The sequence below is a fragment of the Bradyrhizobium sp. WSM3983 genome (assembly GCF_000473045.1).
GTDB lineage: Bacteria > Pseudomonadota > Alphaproteobacteria > Rhizobiales > Xanthobacteraceae > Bradyrhizobium.
The window spans coordinates 201781-219880 of the sequence record NZ_AXAY01000003.1 but is presented as its reverse complement, the minus strand read 5'-3'; the positions used below and the strand labels follow the sequence as shown (position 1 = coordinate 219880).

Sequence of the window (18100 nt, the reverse complement as noted above, 5' to 3'; positions counted from 1 at the left end):
GGGCTCAGCTCGCCCGCTGGATGTCGGTGCGGATGGTGCGCGCCGCCCAGATGAACAGCAGGGCGCCGAGCGTGGTCGTGACCGCTGCCGAGAGCAGGGAATAGCGCACGGCGTCGGCGCCGTAGCTGCCCTTCAGGGCGTCGTTGACCACGCCGACGGCGAGCGGGCCGACGCCCTGGCCGAAGCAGGTTGCGGTGAGCGCGATCAGCGCGGAGGCGAGCGCGCGCATGCTCGGCTTCGCCACCGTCTGCGCGATCGCAAAGATCGGCCCGAGATGGAAGCCGACCAGGAACGAGGTCAGCGCCAGCATCGCGACCATCATCGCAAAGTCCTGCGTCAGCATGCACAGCGCAAAGACGGGGCCGGCGAGGCCGGAGGTGATCGCCGGCGCCCACAGCTTCCAGCGGTCGTCGCGGAGGCTGATTTTCGCCACGACGAAGCCGCCGAGCAGGGTGCCCGCCATGCCGGCGAGCCCCTTGAGGGTGCCGGCATAGGTGCCGATCTCGGCGCTCGACAGATGGTGCACGCGCGCCAGGAACGGCGGAATCCAGGCCGCAGTCGCGTAGTTCGTGTAGGTGGTGAGGCAGAAGCCGATCAGCACGATGACGAAGCTTCGCTGCGAGGCGAGGAAACTCAGCGTCGGCCCGAGCGGTTCGGGCACGAAATTCTCCTGCATCGCGCCACGCTTCGGCTCCGAGATCGTCAGCCACAGGATCAGCGCAAGCAGCATGCCCGGCACGCCCGCGACATAGAAGGCCATGCGCCAGCCATAGTGCTGGTTGACATAGCCGCCGACGAAATAGCCGAGGAAGACGCCGAGATAGGTGCCGATGGCGTAGATGCCGAGCGCGTGTGGGCGCTCGTTCTTTGCAAAGAGATCTGCGACGATCGACTGCGAGGCCGGCGAGCCCGCGGATTCGCCGATGCCGACGCCGATTCTGGCGAAGGCCAGCGCAGTGACGCTCGAGGCCATGCCGCACAGCGCAGTCATCGCGCTCCAGAACGCGAAGGCGAGCGCCACGATGTTGCGGCGGTTGAGCCGGTCGGCGACGCGCGCGATGGGAATGCCGAGCAGGGAATAGAACAGCGCGAAGCCGAAGCCCGCGAGCAGGCCCATCATGGTATCGCTGAGCTGGAACTCCTTCTTGATCGGCTCGATCAGGACGTTGAAGATCGTGCGGTCGAGGAAGTTCAGCGCGTAGATGATGGTGAGCAAGCCCAGCACGTAATATCGCCGCGCCGTGGGCTTTGCCGCGGCTGCCGTTTGCACCGACATTTGTGACGTCAGATCGACCATCGCGCCCCCCAATTTGTCTTTGTTGTTGTCGTTGGTCCAGCCTTGGTAGGGCTGCTCAGCCCTCGCGGATGTAGTTCCCCGCTTCGAACTCGACCGGAGCCGCGCTCGTGTCGAACGAGACGCCGACGGGGTTGCGGCCTGCTTCCATCGCCTCGAGCTGGTCGCCCAGCATGCGCCGGATCATCAGGATGCCGCGGTCGCTCTGGCCGAAATGCTCCTCGGAGTGGACGGTCTGGGGACCTTGGCCGACCTGGGCCTCGTAGTCGCCGGGGAATTGCTGGTGCTCTTCTTCCGTCATGTCCCACCAGAACTTGCCGTTGAATTTCGAGCGCATGCGGCCGATGTCGCCGGAATTCTTGACGCGGCCGGCGACGTAGATGCGGAAAGAAACGTCGTCGATCGGCAGCGTCCAGCCGATCGACTCGACCCGGGCGAACTGCGCTACGCGCGGGTTCGGCACGACGCGCAAGGTGGGGGGGCAGCCTCGGTGACGCGGTAAAACACACGGCCGTCGTCCTGCTTGCGGATCGAGCGGACGGCGATGCCGCGCGGCGTCTTGTCGAACTTCACTTCCGGCATCGAGGCCATCATGTTGGTGAATTGCGGCCCTGAGAACGAGCCGTGCAGCACCGGCACGTGGTAGGGATCGACCACATTCTCGAAATGCTGCAGCCAGTTGCAGGGGATGACCGCCGGCCCGCCGCCGCCGATCGAGGAATCGTCGGCCTCGACGAACTCGCCGTCGTCCATGATTTCGAGGCACTCGTAGCGCGGCAGCACCGGGCGTTTTTCCGCCGGGCCCATATAGGCGAAGATCAGCCCGTAGCGCTCCTCGACCGGATACCAGGGCTGGCGCACCTTGTCCTTGAACTGGCCGCCGTCGGGCTCGCAGGGCTGCTCCAGGCAATGGCCCTCGGTGTCGAACTTCCAGCCGTGATAGCAGCAGCGGATGCCGTCCTCCTCGACCTTGCCATAATAGAGCGTGGTGCCGCGGTGGCAGCAGCGGGCATGGAGCAGGCCGACGCGACCGTGCTTGTCGCGGAACAGGATGAGGTCCTCGCCAAGCGCACGTACCTTTTTCGGCGTGTCGGTGGCGTCGCTGATCAGCCCGACCGGATGCCAGTAGCGGCGGAGCAATTCGCCCAGCGGCGTGCCGCGCACGACCGAGGTGAACTCGGTCCGCGTATGCGCGGGCTTCATCGCATAGGCCGTGCCGAGATCGCGATCCTGTTGAGTCATCGTCATTCTTGTTCCTCCCGCCGCTGGCCTTGGTTGGCCGGTTCGTTTTGGTGCGATTGACCCAAGTGAAAAATAATTCGATGACAATGTCAACGATCTTGTGAAGTGCCTCTTACTCGCATTCGGAACAGGTTGGGGAGGTTGCGCTACCAAGACTTGGCACATCTTGGCTTTCTTGGCAGAGGTGGACCATGAGCCAGACATCGCGCGGGGACGGGCACGAATCGTCCGATATGGACGACAATCACTCACCGGCGCCGATCACCGTGATGCTGTCATCACGGGTGATGGTGCTTGCCAATTTGCTCAAGCGCGGAGCCATCCTGCGCTACAAGCGTCTCACGGGATTGTCCTCGGTCGAGTTCGGTCTGGTCGCCTCGCTCGGCCGCCGGCCGCCTATGAGCGTGGCGCGGCTCGCCGAGGCGGTCGGCCAGGACAAGGGACAGATCAGCCGCGCCCTGGCAAATTTGTTGTCGCGCAAGCTGATCGCGAAATCGGCGAATCCGAAGGATAGCCGCGAGGTGCTGATCTCGCTGACCGCGGCGGGTCTGGCCGCGCATGATGCGATTGTCGAAGGCGCCCAGGAGCGCAACCGGATGCTGCTCGAGCAATTGAGCAAGGACGAGTTGGAGACGTTGCTCGCGCAGATCGATCGTCTCACCGCGACGGCGGAAGCGATGCTCGAAGCCGAGAAGGTTTCGCGCTGATCGCCCGGAAATCTCCGGACATATTGGAGCGCTTCTAAGAGGCTCTCTAAGAGTCCTTCTAAGAGCCTTTCAATTAGGGATATCGCGCGCGCTCCCCTAAGCGTCACCCAATCGCATGCTGTCCCGGGACCGGAGGCATGACGCATCGGATGCACATTGGGGTCGCGCGTTGAACAGTCTTGGAATGCTGCGGTCGGCCGTGTTGGCGACCGCGTCCGCTTGGGTTTTGATGCCGCAGGCATCGCTCGCACAATCGTCAGCACAAAATGGCGCGCAGAGCCTGCCGCCGGTGACGGTCGCAGCGCCGGAGCAACGCCGCCGCGCAGCCGCACCTGCACCGCGTCGTACGCAGAGCCAGGTCCAGGCGGCCAACAGCCGGAAGCCGCAGCCGCAACGTAATGTCGGCGTGGTCGAGAACGCGCGTGGCCCGGTGCAGGGCTACGTCGCCAGGCGCAGTTCGTCCGGCACCAAGACCAACACGCCGATCATGGAGACGCCGCAGGCGGTGTCGGTGATCGGTGCCGAGCAGATCCGCGACCAGAAGCCGAACAAGCTCGACGAGGTCCTGCGCTACACCGCAGGCGTGCGCGCCGGCACCTTTGGCGCCGATACCCGCAACGACTGGTGGCTGATCCGCGGCTTCAAGTCCGACGATGTCGGCCTGTTCCTCGACGGCATGCAGCTGTTCTACACCTCCTATGCGAGCTGGAAGCTGCAGCCCTCCAACATGGAGCGGGTCGAGGTGCTGCGCGGTCCGTCGGCCGTGCTCTATGGCGGATCGAGCCCGAGCGGCATCGTCAACGTCATCAGCAGGATGCCGCCGACCGAGCCGGTCCGCTACATCGAGACTGGCGTCAACAATTTCGGCAACGCCTATGTCGGCTTCGATGTCGGCGGTCCCGTCGCGATGCAGCCCCAGGATGGCAAACAGGACGGCAAGCTGTTCTATCGCGTCGTCGGCCAGGTCCAGAACGGCAACACGCAGGTCAACTTCACGCCCGACAACAATTACTTCATCGCGCCGTCCTTCACCTGGAAGCCGGATGCCGACACGACCTTCACCGTGCTGGCTTCGGCCTCGAAGCAGGACACCCGCGGCATCAACTTCCTGCCCTATCAGGGCACGGTGACCAACGCGCCGTTCGGCAAGATCCCGACCAGCTTCTTCGTCGGCGATCCCAACGTCGACAAGTTCACGCGCGAGCAGGAAATGCTCGGCTACCAGTTCGAGCGCAATCTCACCGACGACCTCACGTTCCGCCAGAACGCGCGGTTCGCGCATATCGACCTGACCTATCGCGGCTTCATCGGCAGCGGCTGGGACAATATCAATACGGCGACGATGGGCCGTTACAATTGGTATGCGAAGAACACCGCCAACCAGGCTGATCTCGACAACCAGCTGGAGTACCGCTTCAAGACGGGTCCGGTGAAGCACACGATGCTGTTCGGGGTCGATCTGAAGGGGTATCAGATCGACGACTACCAGGCGTTCAACTTCGGCACGGTGCCGTCGATCAACGTCTTCAATCCTTCCTATGGTCTGGACATTCCGCTCACGGGCGCGCCGTTCCGCAACTTCCTGCTCACGCAGAAGCAGGCCGGCACCTACGTTCAGGACCAGATGAAGCTCGGCAACTTCACGCTGGTGCTGAGCGGCCGCAACGACTGGGTCGAGACGACACAGGCCGCGCGTGACACCGGCGCAAATATCGCCCAACGCGACGACAGCAGGTTCAGCGGGCGCGCCGGGCTGATCTACAATTTCGACAACGGCATCGCGCCCTATGTCTCCTATTCGACGAGCTACAATCCGATCATCGGCCTCAACGCGCAGAACCAGCTGTTCCTGCCGGAGACTGCCAAGCAGGCCGAAATCGGAGTGAAGGTCGCGCCGATCGGATTTGACGGCTATTTCACGGCTTCGGTGTTCGACCTGAAGCGGCAGAATGTGGCGACCACCGATCCGTCGAACGTCCTGTTGCAGAACCAGACCGGTGAGGTGACCTCGCGCGGCATCGAGCTCGAAGCGGTGGCCAATGCCACCAAGGAGCTGAAGCTGATCGGCGCCTTCACGTCCTATCATCTCTTCACCAGCAAGGACCTCGATCAGTCCCTGATCGGCAAGACACCGACCAACACGCCCGAGATGCTGATCTCGGGCTGGGCGGACTACACCTTCAAGGACGGCCCGCTCGAGGGATTTGGTTTCGGCGGCGGCGTGCGTTATGTCGGCGCGTCCTGGGCCGACACCGCCAACACGCTCGAGGTTCCCGCGGTGGTGCTCGGCGATCTCGCGGTCCACTACGAATGGCAGAACTGGCGCACGGCCATCAACGTGATCAATCTGACCGACAAGATCTACGTCGCAAGCTGCGCCTCGGCCTCGTCCTGCTTCTACGGCGACCGCCGTCGCGTCACCGCCAGCGTCTCGTACAAATGGTGAGGAGAGGTAAGGGGAGGATATTGTGAGGGCGCGCACGGTCAGGCTCTGGTCGGTGGTCCACACCTGGACCAGCCTGATCTCGACGCTGTTCCTGCTTTTACTGTGCCTGACCGGCCTGCCGCTGATCTTCCATCACGAGATCGATGAGTGCCTCGGCTACGCCCCCCAGCCCGAAGCTCATGCGAGCGCGGCGCGTGCGACGCCCCAAGTCGTCGCCGACGCCGCGCTCGCCGCCGATCCCGGCCGGGTCCTGCAATATGTGTCCTGGGACAAGGACGAGCCCGGGATCGTGATGGCCTTCACCAACAGCGCCCCTGACGGCGCGCCCGACAACGCGACCGTGCGCGCCTTCGATGCCGTTTCGGCCAAGCTGCTCGGGCCGGTCGGCGTCGGGCCGATGCTGATCGTGCTCAAGCTGCACACCGACATGTTCGCGGGCCAGGCCGGAAAGCTGTTCCTGGGCGCCATGGGGCTCTTATTCGCGGTCGCCATCGTCTCCGGCGTGGTGCTGTACTGGCCGTTCACCCGTCGCCTGCGCTTCGCAACCATCCGTGACAGCGCGGCGCGCCGCGTCCGCTGGCTCGACTGGCACAATCTGATCGGGGTTGTGACCGTGGCCTGGGCGCTGGTGGTCGGGTTGACCGGCGTCGTCAACACCTGGGCCGAGCTGATGCTCAACCAGTGGAAGGCGACCGAGCTCGCCAGCATGGTCGCGCCCTATGCCGGCAAACCGCCGCCGGCGCATCTCGCCTCGCTCGACGATGTCGTCGCGCGCGCCAGGCAGACGGCGCCCGGCATGGAGGTCGCCTTCATCGCGTTCCCGGGCACCCCGTTCACGTCCTCGCACCATTTCGCCGCTTTTATGCGCGGCGACACGGCGCTGACGGCGCGGCTGTTGCAGCCGGTCCTGCTCGACGGCGAAACCGGGGAGGTTGCTGACAGCCGGGCGCTGCCGCTCTATCTCCAGGCGCTCCTGATCTCGCAGCCGCTGCATTTCGGCGATTATGGCGGCATGCCACTGAAGGTGATCTGGGCCGCGCTCGACGGGCTCACCATCGTTGTGATCGGCAGTGGCCTCTATCTCTGGCTGGCGCGGAGGCGGAAGCGGGCGCCTGGCAAAGCCGACGCATTCGCCAGACGAGCCCCGGTCCCGTCGTGATGCATGGCTCCTCTGACCGCGTCCGCCTGTGGATACGTGTCTTTGCTGCACCGGTCCTGCTCGCGGCCGCGACCATCATCGGCCTGCTGGCGGCGTTGCTGTGGGGCGGGGTCGGCCAATATGTCGCCTGGGTGACGGTCGGGGCGCCTCTCCTCGTTGTAATCTGGACTTTCTTGCGCCGCCGCCTAAATAGAGTGAGCTTCCCCAAAAGCGGACCTCACGGTCGAGCGCGCGTGGACTGATCGGTGCCGCCCTTGCTGGAGCGGCTGATCTGTCCCATACCAGCGCGGGGTGATTCCGGGATTTCCACCGGTCTGGGAGCAGCAAAGGGCCTAAAAAGAGCGTGTCTTGCGCCCATTGGTGCACTGCGCTAAGGCTCAGAATAATTCCAAATCGGACGAATCCGTGGCTGTCCCGAGGCTGCGGGAAAAAGGGCTCGTCAATGAGCGGCATTCTACAGAACTATCTTCCACTCGTCGTCTTCATAGGGGTAGCGGCCCTCATCGGCCTGGTGTTGCTAATCGCGCCCTTCATCGTCGCGTTCCAGCAGCCGGACCCGGAAAAGCTGTCGGCGTATGAGTGCGGTTTCAACGCCTTCGACGACGCCCGCATGAAGTTCGACGTCCGCTTCTATCTGGTCGCCATCCTCTTCATCATCTTCGATCTCGAGGTGGCGTTCCTGTTTCCCTGGGCTGTCGCGTTCGGCAAGCTTGGCGCGACCGGCTTCTGGTCCATGCTGGTGTTCCTCGCCGTGCTGACGGTGGGCTTCGCCTATGAATGGAAGAAAGGCGCACTCGAATGGGATTGAACCCTGCACCAACAGCTGGTCCGGTCGTAGCGCCGGCCCCCAAGGGCATCCTGGACCCGTCAACCGGCCGGCCGGTCGGGGCCAACGATCCGTTCTTCCTCGAGGTCAACTCCGAGCTGTCCGACAAGGGCTTCTTCGTGGCCGCGACGGACGACCTCATCACCTGGGCCCGTACCGGCTCCCTGATGTGGATGACCTTCGGTCTCGCCTGCTGCGCGGTCGAGATGATGCAGGTGTCGATGCCGCGCTACGACGTCGAGCGCTTCGGCTTCGCGCCGCGTGCCTCGCCGCGCCAGTCCGACGTGATGATCGTCGCGGGCACGCTGACGAACAAGATGGCGCCGGCGCTGCGCAAGGTCTACGACCAGATGCCCGAGCCGCGCTACGTCATCTCGATGGGCTCCTGTGCCAATGGCGGCGGCTATTACCACTATTCCTACTCGGTCGTGCGCGGCTGCGACCGCATCGTGCCGATCGACATCTACGTGCCGGGCTGCCCGCCCACGGCGGAAGCGCTGCTCTACGGCGTGCTGCTGCTGCAGAAGAAGATCCGCCGCACCGGCACCATCGAACGCTAAGGTTTTACGTCATGGACGACGCCAAGCTCGACGCCCTGGGGCAGACGATCGTGAGCGCGCTGCCGGGCGCGGCTATCGGTCATTCGGTGGCCTTCAACCAACTCACGGTTGATGTCGAGGCCAGCAAGATCGTTGAGGTGGTCAAGTACCTCCGCGACGATCCGAACTGCCGCTTCGTCAACTTCACCGACATTACGGCCGCGGACTATCCGTCGCGCGAAAAGCGCTTTGACGTGATCTATCACTTCCTGTCACCGACCCTGAACGCGCGGATCCGGCTCAAGGCCCAGGCCGACGAGACCACGCAGGTGCCGTCGCTGATCGAAGTCTTTCCCGGCGCCGACTGGTTCGAGCGCGAGGCCTACGACCTCTACGGCGTGTTCTTCGTCGGCCACCCCGACATGCGCCGGCTCCTCACCGATTACGGTTTTGAGGGCCATCCGCTGCGCAAGGATTTTCCGCTCACCGGCTTCCTCGAGGTCCGCTACGACGACCAGGAGAAGCGGGTGGTGTACGAGCCGGTCCGCCTCAACCAGGAATTCCGCAAGTTCGACTTTTTGTCGCCGTGGGAAGGGGCGGACTATCCGGTGCTTCCGGGCGATGAAAAAGCGGGACCGAAGGCCTGATCATGAACGAGCAACCCGAAAACCTTCGCAATTTCACCATCAACTTCGGGCCGCAGCATCCGGCCGCGCACGGTGTGCTGCGTCTGGTGCTGGAGCTTGACGGCGAAGTCGTCGCCCGCGTCGACCCGCATATCGGCCTGCTTCACCGCGGCACCGAGAAGCTGATCGAGCAGAAGACCTATCTGCAGGCGATCCCTTATTTCGACCGGCTCGACTACGTCGCGCCGATGAACCAGGAGCACGCCTTCTGCCTCGCCGCAGAGAAGTTGCTCGGCATCGAAGTGCCGCGGCGCGGCCAGCTGATCCGCATTCTCTATTGCGAGATCGGTCGCATTCTCTCTCATCTTCTCAATGTCACCACGCAGGCGATGGACGTCGGCGCGCTGACCCCGCCGCTGTGGGGGTTCGAAGAGCGCGAGAAGCTGATGGTGTTCTACGAGCGCGCCTCGGGCAGCCGTATGCACGCGGCCTTCTTCCGCGTCGGCGGTGTGCATCAGGACCTGCCGCAGAAACTGGTCGACGATATCGACGCCTGGTGCGATCCGTTCCTCAAAGTGGTCGACGACCTCGACCGGCTGCTCACCGCCAACCGCATCTTCAAGCAGCGCAACGTCGACATCGGCGTGGTGCCGCTGAAGGAAGCCTGGGAATGGGGTTTCTCGGGCGTGATGGTGCGCGGCTCGGGCGCGGCCTGGGATCTGCGCAAGGCGCAGCCCTATGAGTGCTACGCCGAGATGGATTTCGACATTCCGATCGGCAAGAACGGCGACTGCTACGACCGCTATCTGATCCGCATGGAAGAGATGCGCCAGTCCATACGCATCATGAAGCAGTGCATTCAGAAGCTGAATGCAGCCGACGGGAAGGGCCCCGTCGTCGTCGAGGACAACAAGGTCGCGCCGCCGCGCCGTGGCGAGATGAAGCGCTCGATGGAAGCGCTGATCCACCACTTCAAGCTCTACACCGAGGGCGTCCGCGTACCGGCCGGCGAAGTCTACGCCGCGGTCGAGGCGCCCAAGGGCGAGTTCGGCGTCTACCTGATCTCCGACGGCACCAACAAGCCCTACAAGTGCAAGATCCGCGCGCCGGGCTTTGCCCATCTGCAGGCGATGGACCACATCTGCCGCGGCCATCTGCTCGCCGACGTCTCGGCCATTCTCGGTTCGCTCGACATCGTGTTCGGAGAGGTCGATCGGTGATGGCGCAGGCGCCAATCCAGTTTGACCGTGCCTCGGGGGCCCTTGAAGGGGCCAACCTGTGGGAGCGGACGGCTGCCTTGGCGCTGGTGACGGGATCGAAGATCTCGTCGCACTTCTCGCATATGGGCTACATCGCCTGCGCGAATTTGCTGCGGAGAACGCTGCCGGAGCGCAACATCGCGATCAAGCTCAACCCGGATGCCGTGTTCGAATTCCCTTATGGCGACGGCTACTGGAGCAAGCTGCTCAACCGTTCCTATTGCTACGAAGACGAGCTGGAGCTGTTGTTCGCCGATAGCATCGACGTCGATTACACGCTGCTCGATTGCGGCGCCAATTACGGCTACTGGTCGGTGCTGGTGTCGAGCAAGCCGTTCGGCTCGCACAAGGCGATCGCGATCGAGCCGTCGGGCCAGAACTATCCGAAGCTCGCCAACAATGCGCGCATCAACGGCAACCGCTTCGAGACCATGAAATGCGCGATCGGCGCCGCGCGTGGCACCGCGCGGCTGTCAGGCACCAAGCACGAGGCCTTCAGCATCGCCGGCGACGCATCCGCGGGCGGTGAGGACGTGCCTGTTCTCGCGCTCGATAATCTGATCGACGACGGCAAGATCGCAGGTAGCGGCAAATACCTGATCAAGCTCGACGTCGAAGGCGTCGAGATCGAGGCGATCAAGGGCGGCGCCCGGCTGCTCCAGGCCGACAGCGTCATCATGTGCGAGGAGCACGGTAGCGACCGCAGCCACGCTGTGTCGCGCTACATCCTCGAACAGACCCCGCTGAAGCTGCTCGTGCTCGATCCGAGCACCAACCGGCTGGAGACCGTGACCGAGCTGTCGATCCTCGACCGCATCAAGGTCTCGACCCACGTCGGCTACAACGTTTTCGGTACCGCAAGCGCATTCTGGCAGGACAGGATCAATGCCCTGAATGCGAAAACCGCGCGCCGCATGCAGTGAGAGATAAGACATGTCCGTCCGCCGATTAGCACCGAAGGAAGTCCAGCCCGCGAGCTTTGCGTTCACGGACGAGAACCTTGCCTTCGCCAAGCAGCAGATCGCGAAATATCCGGCCGGACGCCAGGCTTCCGCCGTCATCGCCATCCTCTGGCGTGTCCAGGAACAGCACGAGGGCTGGGTCTCGGAAGCCGCGATCCGCGCCGTCGCCGACCTGCTCGACATGCCCTATATCCGCGTGCTCGAAGTCGCGACTTTCTACACGATGTTCCAGCTCGCTCCGGTCGGCAAGAAGGCCCACGTCCAGGTTTGCGGCACCACGCCGTGCCGCCTTCGCGGCGCCGAAGACCTCATCCATGTCTGCGAAAGCCGGATCCATCACGATCCCTTCCATCTCTCCAAGGACGGCAATTTCAGCTGGGAAGAGGTGGAGTGCCTCGGCGCCTGCGTGAACGCGCCGATGGTGCTGATCGGCAAGGACACTTATGAGGACCTGACCAAGGAAACCTTCGGCAAGGTGCTCGACGGCTTCGCCTCGGGCAATCCGCCGAAGCCCGGTCCGCAGAACGGCCGCCAGTTCTCCGCGCCGGCGGGCGGGCCGACTACACTGAAGGAGACCTCCTGATGGGTCTTCCGTCTCAGGCGAACCGGGGGAGCGAAGCCGTGAAGAGATGGGGCTTCGTCGCCATGCATGCCGCGCTCGCGGCCGCCTTCATGTTCCTGCTGCAGCGCTTCGTGATGAACGCGACGCAGGAAACCAGTCTGCTCTGGGCGCTGACCTTCGCCGTCTGCGCCGCCGGGCTTGCCTACAAGCAAGCCAACCGTTGATCGGAAAGCACTGATATGCTCGAGGACAAGGATCGCATCTTCAAGAACCTCTACGGCCTCCACGATTGGGGGCTCGAGGGCGCGCGGCGTCGCGGCGCCTGGGATGGTACGAAGACTATCATCGACAAGGGCCGCGACTGGATCATCAACGAGATGAAGGCGTCCGGCCTGCGCGGCCGTGGCGGAGCCGGCTTCCCGACCGGTCTGAAATGGTCCTTCATGCCGAAGGAATCGACCGACGGCCGGCCGAGCTATCTCGTCGTCAACGCCGACGAATCCGAGCCCGGCACCTGCAAGGATCGCGAGATCATGCGGCACGATCCGCATCTGCTGATCGAGGGCTGCCTGATCGCGAGCTGCGCGATGAACGCGCATGCCTGCTACATCTACGTCCGTGGCGAGTTCATCCGCGAGCGCGAGCATCTCCAGGCCGCGATCGACCAGGCCTATGAGGCCAAGCTGGTCGGCAAGGACAACGTCAACGGCTGGCCGTTCGACATCTACGTCGCGCACGGCGCCGGCGCTTACATCTGCGGCGAGGAAACCGCGCTGCTCGAAAGCCTCGAGGGCAAGAAGGGCCAGCCGCGCTTGAAGCCGCCGTTTCCGGCCAATGTCGGCCTGTTCGGCTGCCCGACCACCGTGAACAACGTCGAGTCGATCGCGGTTGCGCCGGACATCCTGCGCCGTGGTGCGGCCTGGTTCGCCGGCATCGGCCGTCCGAACAATGTCGGCACCAAGCTCTTTTGCATCTCCGGCCATGTCGAGCGGCCCTGCAACGTCGAAGAGGCCATGGGCATTCCGTTCCGTGAGCTGATCGAGAAGCATTGCGGCGGCATCCGCGGCGGCTGGGACAACCTCAAGGCCGTGATCCCCGGCGGCTCGTCGGTGCGCATGGTGCCGGCCGAGCAGATCATCGACACGCCGATGGATTTCGACAGTCTGAGCAAGCTGCGCTCGGGCCTCGGCACCGCGGCCGTGATCGTGATGGACAAGTCGACCGATTTGATCCGCGCCATCGCCCGCATCTCCTATTTCTACAAGCATGAGAGCTGCGGCCAGTGCACGCCGTGCCGCGAGGGCACGGGGTGGATGTGGCGCGTGCTCACCCGCATGGCCGACGGCCGCGCCCACAAGCGCGAGATCGACATGCTGCTCGAGGTGACAAAACAGGTCGAAGGCCACACCATCTGCGCGCTCGGCGATGCAGCCGCCTGGCCGATCCAGGGCCTGATCGCGCATTTCCGTCATGAGATCGAAGCGCGCATCGACCAGTATTCGCACAAGGCCGACATCGACGATGCCGGTGTCCGCGATCCCGTGAACATGGTCGCGGCGGAGTAGGAGAGGACGATGACAGATCAACCGGATAACATCGTGCTCGTGTATCTTCGTCGTCTCGACGAGAAATTCGATCGCATGGCTGCGGACGTCAGCGACATCAAGACTCGCGTCACGAACGTCGAGGAGAGAATTGGACACGTTGATCTGCGGCTTGCCCAGGTTGACATCGCGGTTGCCGGAATCAATCGGCGAATTGACCGTGTTGAAGCGCGCCTGGATCGCATCGAGCGCCGCCTCGATCTCGTCGAACTGCCGCACTGAGAGAGACTGACGTATGACCAAGCTCATCATCGACGGCAAAGAGATCGATGTCCCCGCCGAGTACACGCTGCTGCAGGCGTGCGAGGCGGCCGGCGCCGAGATTCCGCGCTTCTGCTATCACGAGCGGCTGTCGATCGCCGGCAATTGCCGGATGTGCCTCGTTGAGGTGAAGGGCGGCCCGAAGCCGGTCGCAAGCTGTGCCTGGGGCGTGCGCGACTGCCGTCCGGGCCCGAAGGGCGAGCCGCCGGAAATCTCAACGCGTTCGCCGATGGTGAAGAAGGCACGCGAAGGCGTGATGGAATTCCTTCTGATCAACCATCCGCTGGATTGCCCGATCTGCGACCAGGGCGGCGAGTGCGACCTGCAGGACCAGGCGATGGGCTATGGTGTCGACACCAGCCGCTTCGCCGAGAACAAGCGCGCGGTCGAGGACAAATACCTCGGCGCGCTGGTCAAGACCTCGATGAACCGCTGCATCCAGTGCACGCGCTGCGTCCGCTTCTCGGCGGAAGTCGCAGGCGCTCCCGAGATGGGCGCGACGGGGCGCGGCGAGGACATGGAGATCACGACCTATCTCGAGCACGCGCTGACGTCGGAACTGCAAGGCAATCTCGTCGACATCTGCCCGGTCGGCGCGCTGACCTCGAAGCCCTATGCCTTCGCGGCGCGTCCGTGGGAGCTCGGCAAGACCCAGTCGATCGACGTGATGGACGGCCTGGGATCTGCGATCCGCGTCGACACCCGCGGCCGTGAGGTGATGCGCGTGCTGCCGCGCATCAACGAGGCCGTGAACGAGGAGTGGATCTCCGACAAGACCCGCCACGTCGTCGACGGCCTGCGCACCCAGCGTCTCGACCGACCCTATATCCGTGAAGCCGGCAAGCTGCGCGCAGCGAGCTGGCAGGAAGCCTTCGCCGCGATCGCCGCGAAAGCGGCGCGCACCGACGGCAAGCGCATCGGCGCGATCGCGGGCGACCTCGCCGGCGTCGAGGATATGTTCGCGATCAAGGATCTGCTCGCCAAGTTCGGCTCGGCCAATCTGGCGGTGCAGGGCGGCGACGCCTTCGATCCCGCGCTCGGCCGCGGCTCCTACATCTTCAACCCGACGCTCGCGGGCGTGGAGCAGGCAGATGCGCTGCTCATCGTCGGCGCCAATCCGCGCAAGGAAGCGGCGGTGTTCAACGCTCGCATCCGCAAGCGCTGGCGCGCCGGCGGCTTCAAGGTCGGCGTGATCGGCGCCAAGGCCGATCTGACCTACGATTACGACCATCTCGGCGCAGGCACCGAGACGCTGGGCGAGCTCGCGGCCGGCAGGCACTCCTTCATGGACGTGCTGAAGAACGCCAAGAACCCGATCATCCTGGTCGGCGCGGGCGCAACCTCGCGTCACGACGGCGCTGCCATTCTCGCCGCCGCCGCCAAGCTCGCGCTCGACGTCGGTGCGGTGAAGGACGGCTGGAACGGCTTTGGCGTGCTGCACGAGACCGCTTCGCGCGTCGGTGCGCTCGACATCGGCTTCGTCGCCGGTCAGGGCGGGCTGAACGCCGCGCAGATGACGACCTTCGGCACGCTCGACCTCTTGTTCCTGCTCGGCGCCGACGAGATCAAGGCACCGGACGGCACCTTCGTGGTCTATATCGGCACCCATGGCGACCGCGGCGCGCATCGCGCCGACGTGATCCTGCCGGCGGCTGCGTATACCGAGAAGTCGGCGATCTACGTCAACACCGAAGGCCGCGTGCAGATGACCGGTCGCGCCGCGTTCCCGCCCGGCGAAGCCCGCGAGGACTGGGCGATCATCCGCGCGCTCTCGGAAGCGCTCGGCAAGAAGCTCAGCTACGATTCGTTGTCGGCGCTGCGCCAGGCGCTCTTCAAGGCCGTGCCGAACCTGATCCGTCTCGACCAGATCGAGGCCGGTAGCGCCGACCAGATCAAGAAGCTGGCGGGGAAGGGCGGCTCGCCTGAGAAGGCGCCGTTCAAGGCGCTCGTCGAGGACTTCTATTTGACCAACCCAATCGCGCGTGCGTCCGCCGTGATGGCGGAATGCTCGCGGCTTGCCTCCGGGCAGATGCTGACCGCAGCGGAGTGAGCCGATGGAATTTTTCGCAAGCGCATTCTGGACGGGTTTCCTCTGGCCGCTGATCATCATGATCGCGGAGAGCGTGCTGGTGCTCGTCGTCCTGCTGGTCGCGATCGCTTACATCCTGCTTGCCGACCGCAAGATCTGGGCGGCGGTGCAGATCCGCCGCGGCCCGAACGTGGTCGGGCCCTGGGGCCTGTTCCAGTCCTTCGCCGACCTGCTGAAGTTCGTGCTGAAGGAGCCGATCATTCCGGCCGGCGCCAACAAGGGCGTGTTTCTCCTTGCTCCCCTCGTCTCGTGCGTGCTCGCGCTCGCGGCCTGGGCGGTGATCCCGACCAATCTCGGCTGGGTGATTTCCGACATCAATGTCGGCGTCCTCTTCATCTTCGCGATCTCGTCGCTGTCGATCTACGGCATCATCATGGCCGGCTGGTCGTCGAACTCGAAATATCCGTTCCTGGCCGCGCTCCGCTCGGCAGCGCAGATGGTGTCCTACGAGGTCTCGATCGGCTTCGTCATCATCACGGTGCTGCTCTGTGCCGGCACGCTGAACCTTTCGGCCGTGGTCGAGGCCCAGCACGTCCGTGGCCTCGCCAGCCTGATCGGGCTGCCGCAGCTCACCATCCTGAACTGGTACGTGTGGCCGCTGTTCCCGATGTTCGTGGTGTTCTACGTTTCGGCGCTAGCGGAAACCAACCGTCCGCCCTTCGACCTCGTCGAAGCGGAATCCGAGCTGGTCGCCGGCTTCATGGTCGAATACGGCTCAACGCCGTATCTGCTGTTCATGCTCGGCGAATACGTTGCGATCGTTACGATGTGCGCGATGGCGGCCATCCTGTTCCTTGGAGGCTGGCTGCCGCCGGTCGATCTGCCGCCCTTCAACTGGGTGCCGGGGATCATCTGGTTCTCGCTCAAAGTGTTCTTCATGTTCTTCCTGTTCGCGATGGCAAAGGCGATCGTGCCGCGCTACCGCTACGACCAACTGATGCGCCTCGGCTGGAAGGTGTTCCTGCCGCTGTCGCTGGCGATGGTGGTCGTGGTGGCCGGCGTGCTGCAGTTCGCCGGCATCGCGCCGAAGTGAGGGCCGTCATGGGTATCAACATCAACGCCACTGCACGCTCGCTTCTGCTGTCGGAATTCGTCTCGGCGTTCTTCCTCGCCATGCGCTATTTCTTCCAACCGAAGCCGACGCTGAACTATCCGTTCGAGAAGGGCCCGATCTCGCCGCGCTTCCGCGGTGAGCATGCGCTGCGCCGCTATCCGAACGGCGAAGAGCGCTGCATCGCCTGCAAGCTGTGCGAAGCCATCTGCCCGGCGCAGGCGATCACCATCGAGGCCGGCCCGCGCCGTAACGACGGCACCCGCCGTACCGTGCGCTACGACATCGACATGGTGAAGTGCATCTATTGCGGCCTCTGCCAGGAGGCCTGTCCGGTCGACGCCATCGTCGAAGGTCCGAACTTCGAGTTCGCGACCGAGACCCGCGAGGAACTGTTCTATGACAAGGCCAAGCTGCTCGCCAATGGCGACCGCTGGGAACGCGAGATCGCGAAGGCGATCGAGCTCGACGCGCCGTACCGGTGAGATGAGAGCATGATCCTTCCTGCGCTGTTCTTCTATCTCTTCGCCGGCGTCTGCGTCGCCTCGGCGGTGATGGTGATTGTCTCGCGCAATCCCGTGCACTCCGTGCTGTTCCTGATCCTGGCCTTCGTCAACGCCTCCGGCCTGTTCGTGCTGATGGGCGCCGAGTTCCTGGCGATGATCCTGATCGTCGTCTATGTCGGCGCCGTCGCGGTGCTGTTCCTGTTCGTGATCATGATGCTCGACGTCGACTTCCTCGAGCTGCGCGAGGGCTTCATCGAGTATCTGCCGGTCGGCCTGGTGATCGGCGGCATCTTCCTGTTCGAGCTGCTGCTTACCGTCGGCTTCTGGGTCATCAATCCCGGTGTCGCCAAGACCATCACAGCGGCGATCCCGACCAACGTCTCGAACACCGAGGCGCTCGGGCTCGTGCTCTATACGAAGTACATCCACTACTTCCAGCTCTCGGGCATGGTGCTGCTGGTCGCGATGATCGGCGCCATCGTGCTGACGCTGCGCCACAAGGCGAACATCAAGCGTCAGGACATCAACGTGCAGAACGCGCGCACGCCCGAGATGGCGATGGCGATGCGCAAGGTGGCGCCGGGGCAGGGGCTGCAGGACAGCGACGCGGCGGAGTGGGTGAAATGACGATCGGGCTCGGACACTATCTGGCGGTCGGCGCGATCCTGTTCACGCTCGGGATCCTCGGCATCTTCCTGAACCGCAAGAACATCATCGTCATCCTGATGTCGATCGAGCTGATCCTGCTCTCGGTCAACGTCAATTTGGTGGCGTTCTCGACCTTCCTCGGCGACATCGTCGGCCAGGTCTTCGCCCTGCTGGTCTTGACCGTTGCGGCCGCCGAAGCCGCGATCGGTCTCGCCATCCTGGTGGTCTATTTCCGCAACCGCGGCTCGATCGCGGTTGAGGACGTCAATCTGATGAAGGGTTAACGCGCATGATCAGGAAAAGTGGATACCGGTTTTCC

At 64.0% G+C, this 18100-nt stretch carries 18 protein-coding genes and 1 pseudogene; 17 read left to right on the top strand and 2 right to left on the bottom strand.

The features are described 5' to 3' along the window. Positions 1 to 4: 4 nt before the first annotated feature. On the bottom strand, positions 5 to 1297 hold the full coding sequence (locus YUA_RS0106165) for an MFS transporter (RefSeq protein WP_027529893.1): 1293 nt from the start codon (positions 1295 to 1297) through the stop codon (positions 5 to 7). Positions 1298 to 1352: 55 nt separating this feature from the next. Continuing rightward, positions 1353 to 2542: pseudogene (locus YUA_RS43565) on the bottom strand (Rieske 2Fe-2S domain-containing protein). 185 nt (positions 2543 to 2727) lie between these two features. Between YUA_RS43565 and YUA_RS0106155 the strand changes: the two are divergent. The 17 genes from YUA_RS0106155 to nuoK all read left to right on the top strand — a co-directional run bounded on the left by YUA_RS0106155 (position 2728) and on the right by nuoK (position 18065). After that, entirely contained in the window at positions 2728 to 3243 is a 516-nt protein-coding gene (locus YUA_RS0106155; RefSeq protein ID WP_027529892.1) for a MarR family winged helix-turn-helix transcriptional regulator, read from the top strand. Positions 3244 to 3427: 184 nt separating this feature from the next. Then, positions 3428 to 5689, top strand: coding sequence for a TonB-dependent siderophore receptor (locus tag YUA_RS0106150; RefSeq protein ID WP_027529891.1), 2262 nt, complete (start codon positions 3428 to 3430; stop codon positions 5687 to 5689). A gap of 22 nt (positions 5690 to 5711) precedes the next feature. Continuing rightward, on the top strand, positions 5712 to 6848 hold the full coding sequence (locus tag YUA_RS43560) for a PepSY domain-containing protein (RefSeq protein ID WP_051383105.1): 1137 nt from the start codon (positions 5712 to 5714) through the stop codon (positions 6846 to 6848). A 442-nt stretch (positions 6849 to 7290) separates the two neighbouring features. Beyond that, the gene (locus tag YUA_RS0106135) at positions 7291 to 7656 is read left to right on the top strand and encodes an NADH-quinone oxidoreductase subunit A (RefSeq protein ID WP_027529890.1); all 366 of its coding nucleotides are present in this window, start codon (positions 7291 to 7293) and stop codon (positions 7654 to 7656) included. Further along, positions 7647 to 8234 (top strand): NADH-quinone oxidoreductase subunit B family protein, encoded by a 588-nt coding sequence (locus tag YUA_RS0106130; RefSeq protein WP_027529889.1) that lies wholly within the window; start codon positions 7647 to 7649, stop codon positions 8232 to 8234. The genes YUA_RS0106135 and YUA_RS0106130 overlap by 10 nt, the downstream gene beginning before the upstream one ends. An 11-nt stretch (positions 8235 to 8245) precedes the next feature. Next, on the top strand, positions 8246 to 8860 hold the full coding sequence (locus YUA_RS0106125; RefSeq protein ID WP_027529888.1) for an NADH-quinone oxidoreductase subunit C: 615 nt from the start codon (positions 8246 to 8248) through the stop codon (positions 8858 to 8860). Positions 8861 to 8862: 2 nt separating this feature from the next. Then, the gene (locus YUA_RS0106120; RefSeq protein WP_027529887.1) at positions 8863 to 10059 is read left to right on the top strand and encodes an NADH-quinone oxidoreductase subunit D; all 1197 of its coding nucleotides are present in this window, start codon (positions 8863 to 8865) and stop codon (positions 10057 to 10059) included. After that, positions 10059 to 11021: an FkbM family methyltransferase gene (locus tag YUA_RS0106115; protein WP_027529886.1), complete on the top strand. Its 963-nt coding sequence runs from the start codon at positions 10059 to 10061 to the stop codon at positions 11019 to 11021. The genes YUA_RS0106120 and YUA_RS0106115 overlap by 1 nt, the downstream gene beginning before the upstream one ends. 10 nt (positions 11022 to 11031) lie before the next feature. Further along, complete coding sequence (nuoE, locus tag YUA_RS0106110) at positions 11032 to 11643, top strand: NADH-quinone oxidoreductase subunit NuoE (RefSeq protein ID WP_027529885.1); 612 nt, start codon at positions 11032 to 11034, stop codon at positions 11641 to 11643. Next, positions 11643 to 11846 carry a hypothetical protein gene (locus YUA_RS47885; protein ID WP_027529884.1) on the top strand — a complete coding sequence of 68 codons (204 nt, stop codon included), beginning with the start codon at positions 11643 to 11645 and terminating at the stop codon, positions 11844 to 11846. The genes nuoE and YUA_RS47885 overlap by 1 nt, the downstream gene beginning before the upstream one ends. A gap of 15 nt (positions 11847 to 11861) precedes the next feature. Beyond that, positions 11862 to 13187, top strand: a complete 1326-nt coding sequence (gene nuoF, locus YUA_RS0106100) for an NADH-quinone oxidoreductase subunit NuoF (RefSeq protein WP_027529883.1) — start codon at positions 11862 to 11864, stop codon at positions 13185 to 13187. A 9-nt stretch (positions 13188 to 13196) separates the two neighbouring features. Further along, positions 13197 to 13448, top strand: coding sequence for a hypothetical protein (locus YUA_RS0106095; protein ID WP_027529882.1), 252 nt, complete (start codon positions 13197 to 13199; stop codon positions 13446 to 13448). Positions 13449 to 13461: 13 nt separating this feature from the next. Then, entirely contained in the window at positions 13462 to 15537 is a 2076-nt protein-coding gene (nuoG, locus tag YUA_RS0106090; protein ID WP_027529881.1) for an NADH-quinone oxidoreductase subunit NuoG, read from the top strand. A 4-nt stretch (positions 15538 to 15541) separates the two neighbouring features. Continuing rightward, positions 15542 to 16609, top strand: coding sequence for an NADH-quinone oxidoreductase subunit NuoH (nuoH, locus tag YUA_RS0106085; RefSeq protein ID WP_027529880.1), 1068 nt, complete (start codon positions 15542 to 15544; stop codon positions 16607 to 16609). 14 nt (positions 16610 to 16623) lie between these two features. After that, on the top strand, positions 16624 to 17112 hold the full coding sequence (gene nuoI / locus YUA_RS0106080) for an NADH-quinone oxidoreductase subunit NuoI (protein WP_027529879.1): 489 nt from the start codon (positions 16624 to 16626) through the stop codon (positions 17110 to 17112). A gap of 9 nt (positions 17113 to 17121) precedes the next feature. Then, on the top strand, positions 17122 to 17760 hold the full coding sequence (locus YUA_RS0106075; RefSeq protein ID WP_027529878.1) for an NADH-quinone oxidoreductase subunit J: 639 nt from the start codon (positions 17122 to 17124) through the stop codon (positions 17758 to 17760). Next, positions 17757 to 18065 carry an NADH-quinone oxidoreductase subunit NuoK gene (nuoK, locus tag YUA_RS0106070; RefSeq protein WP_008136131.1) on the top strand — a complete coding sequence of 103 codons (309 nt, stop codon included), beginning with the start codon at positions 17757 to 17759 and terminating at the stop codon, positions 18063 to 18065. Before YUA_RS0106075 ends, nuoK begins: the two co-directional genes overlap by 4 nt. Positions 18066 to 18100: the final 35 nt, after the last annotated feature.

What these genes read in the sequence shown, in the direction of transcription:
- YUA_RS0106075 (WP_027529878.1), top strand. Translation starts at nt 17,122, where the DNA reads ATGATCCTTCCTGCGCTGTTCTTCTATCTCTTCGCCGGCGTCTGCGTC.
- nuoG (WP_027529881.1), top strand. Translation starts at nt 13,462, where the DNA reads ATGACCAAGCTCATCATCGACGGCAAAGAGATCGATGTCCCCGCCGAG.
- nuoH (WP_027529880.1), top strand. Translation starts at nt 15,542, where the DNA reads ATGGAATTTTTCGCAAGCGCATTCTGGACGGGTTTCCTCTGGCCGCTG.
- nuoF (WP_027529883.1), top strand. Translation starts at nt 11,862, where the DNA reads ATGCTCGAGGACAAGGATCGCATCTTCAAGAACCTCTACGGCCTCCAC.
- YUA_RS0106115 (WP_027529886.1), top strand. Translation starts at nt 10,059, where the DNA reads ATGGCGCAGGCGCCAATCCAGTTTGACCGTGCCTCGGGGGCCCTTGAA.
- YUA_RS0106120 (WP_027529887.1), top strand. Translation starts at nt 8,863, where the DNA reads ATGAACGAGCAACCCGAAAACCTTCGCAATTTCACCATCAACTTCGGG.
- YUA_RS0106130 (WP_027529889.1), top strand. Translation starts at nt 7,647, where the DNA reads ATGGGATTGAACCCTGCACCAACAGCTGGTCCGGTCGTAGCGCCGGCC.
- nuoE (WP_027529885.1), top strand. Translation starts at nt 11,032, where the DNA reads ATGTCCGTCCGCCGATTAGCACCGAAGGAAGTCCAGCCCGCGAGCTTT.
- YUA_RS0106095 (WP_027529882.1), top strand. Translation starts at nt 13,197, where the DNA reads ATGACAGATCAACCGGATAACATCGTGCTCGTGTATCTTCGTCGTCTC.
- YUA_RS0106135 (WP_027529890.1), top strand. Translation starts at nt 7,291, where the DNA reads ATGAGCGGCATTCTACAGAACTATCTTCCACTCGTCGTCTTCATAGGG.
- YUA_RS0106165 (WP_027529893.1), bottom strand. Translation starts at nt 1,297, where the DNA reads ATGGTCGATCTGACGTCACAAATGTCGGTGCAAACGGCAGCCGCGGCA.
- nuoK (WP_008136131.1), top strand. Translation starts at nt 17,757, where the DNA reads ATGACGATCGGGCTCGGACACTATCTGGCGGTCGGCGCGATCCTGTTC.
- YUA_RS0106155 (WP_027529892.1), top strand. Translation starts at nt 2,728, where the DNA reads ATGAGCCAGACATCGCGCGGGGACGGGCACGAATCGTCCGATATGGAC.
- YUA_RS0106150 (WP_027529891.1), top strand. Translation starts at nt 3,428, where the DNA reads ATGCTGCGGTCGGCCGTGTTGGCGACCGCGTCCGCTTGGGTTTTGATG.
- YUA_RS47885 (WP_027529884.1), top strand. Translation starts at nt 11,643, where the DNA reads ATGGGTCTTCCGTCTCAGGCGAACCGGGGGAGCGAAGCCGTGAAGAGA.
- YUA_RS0106125 (WP_027529888.1), top strand. Translation starts at nt 8,246, where the DNA reads ATGGACGACGCCAAGCTCGACGCCCTGGGGCAGACGATCGTGAGCGCG.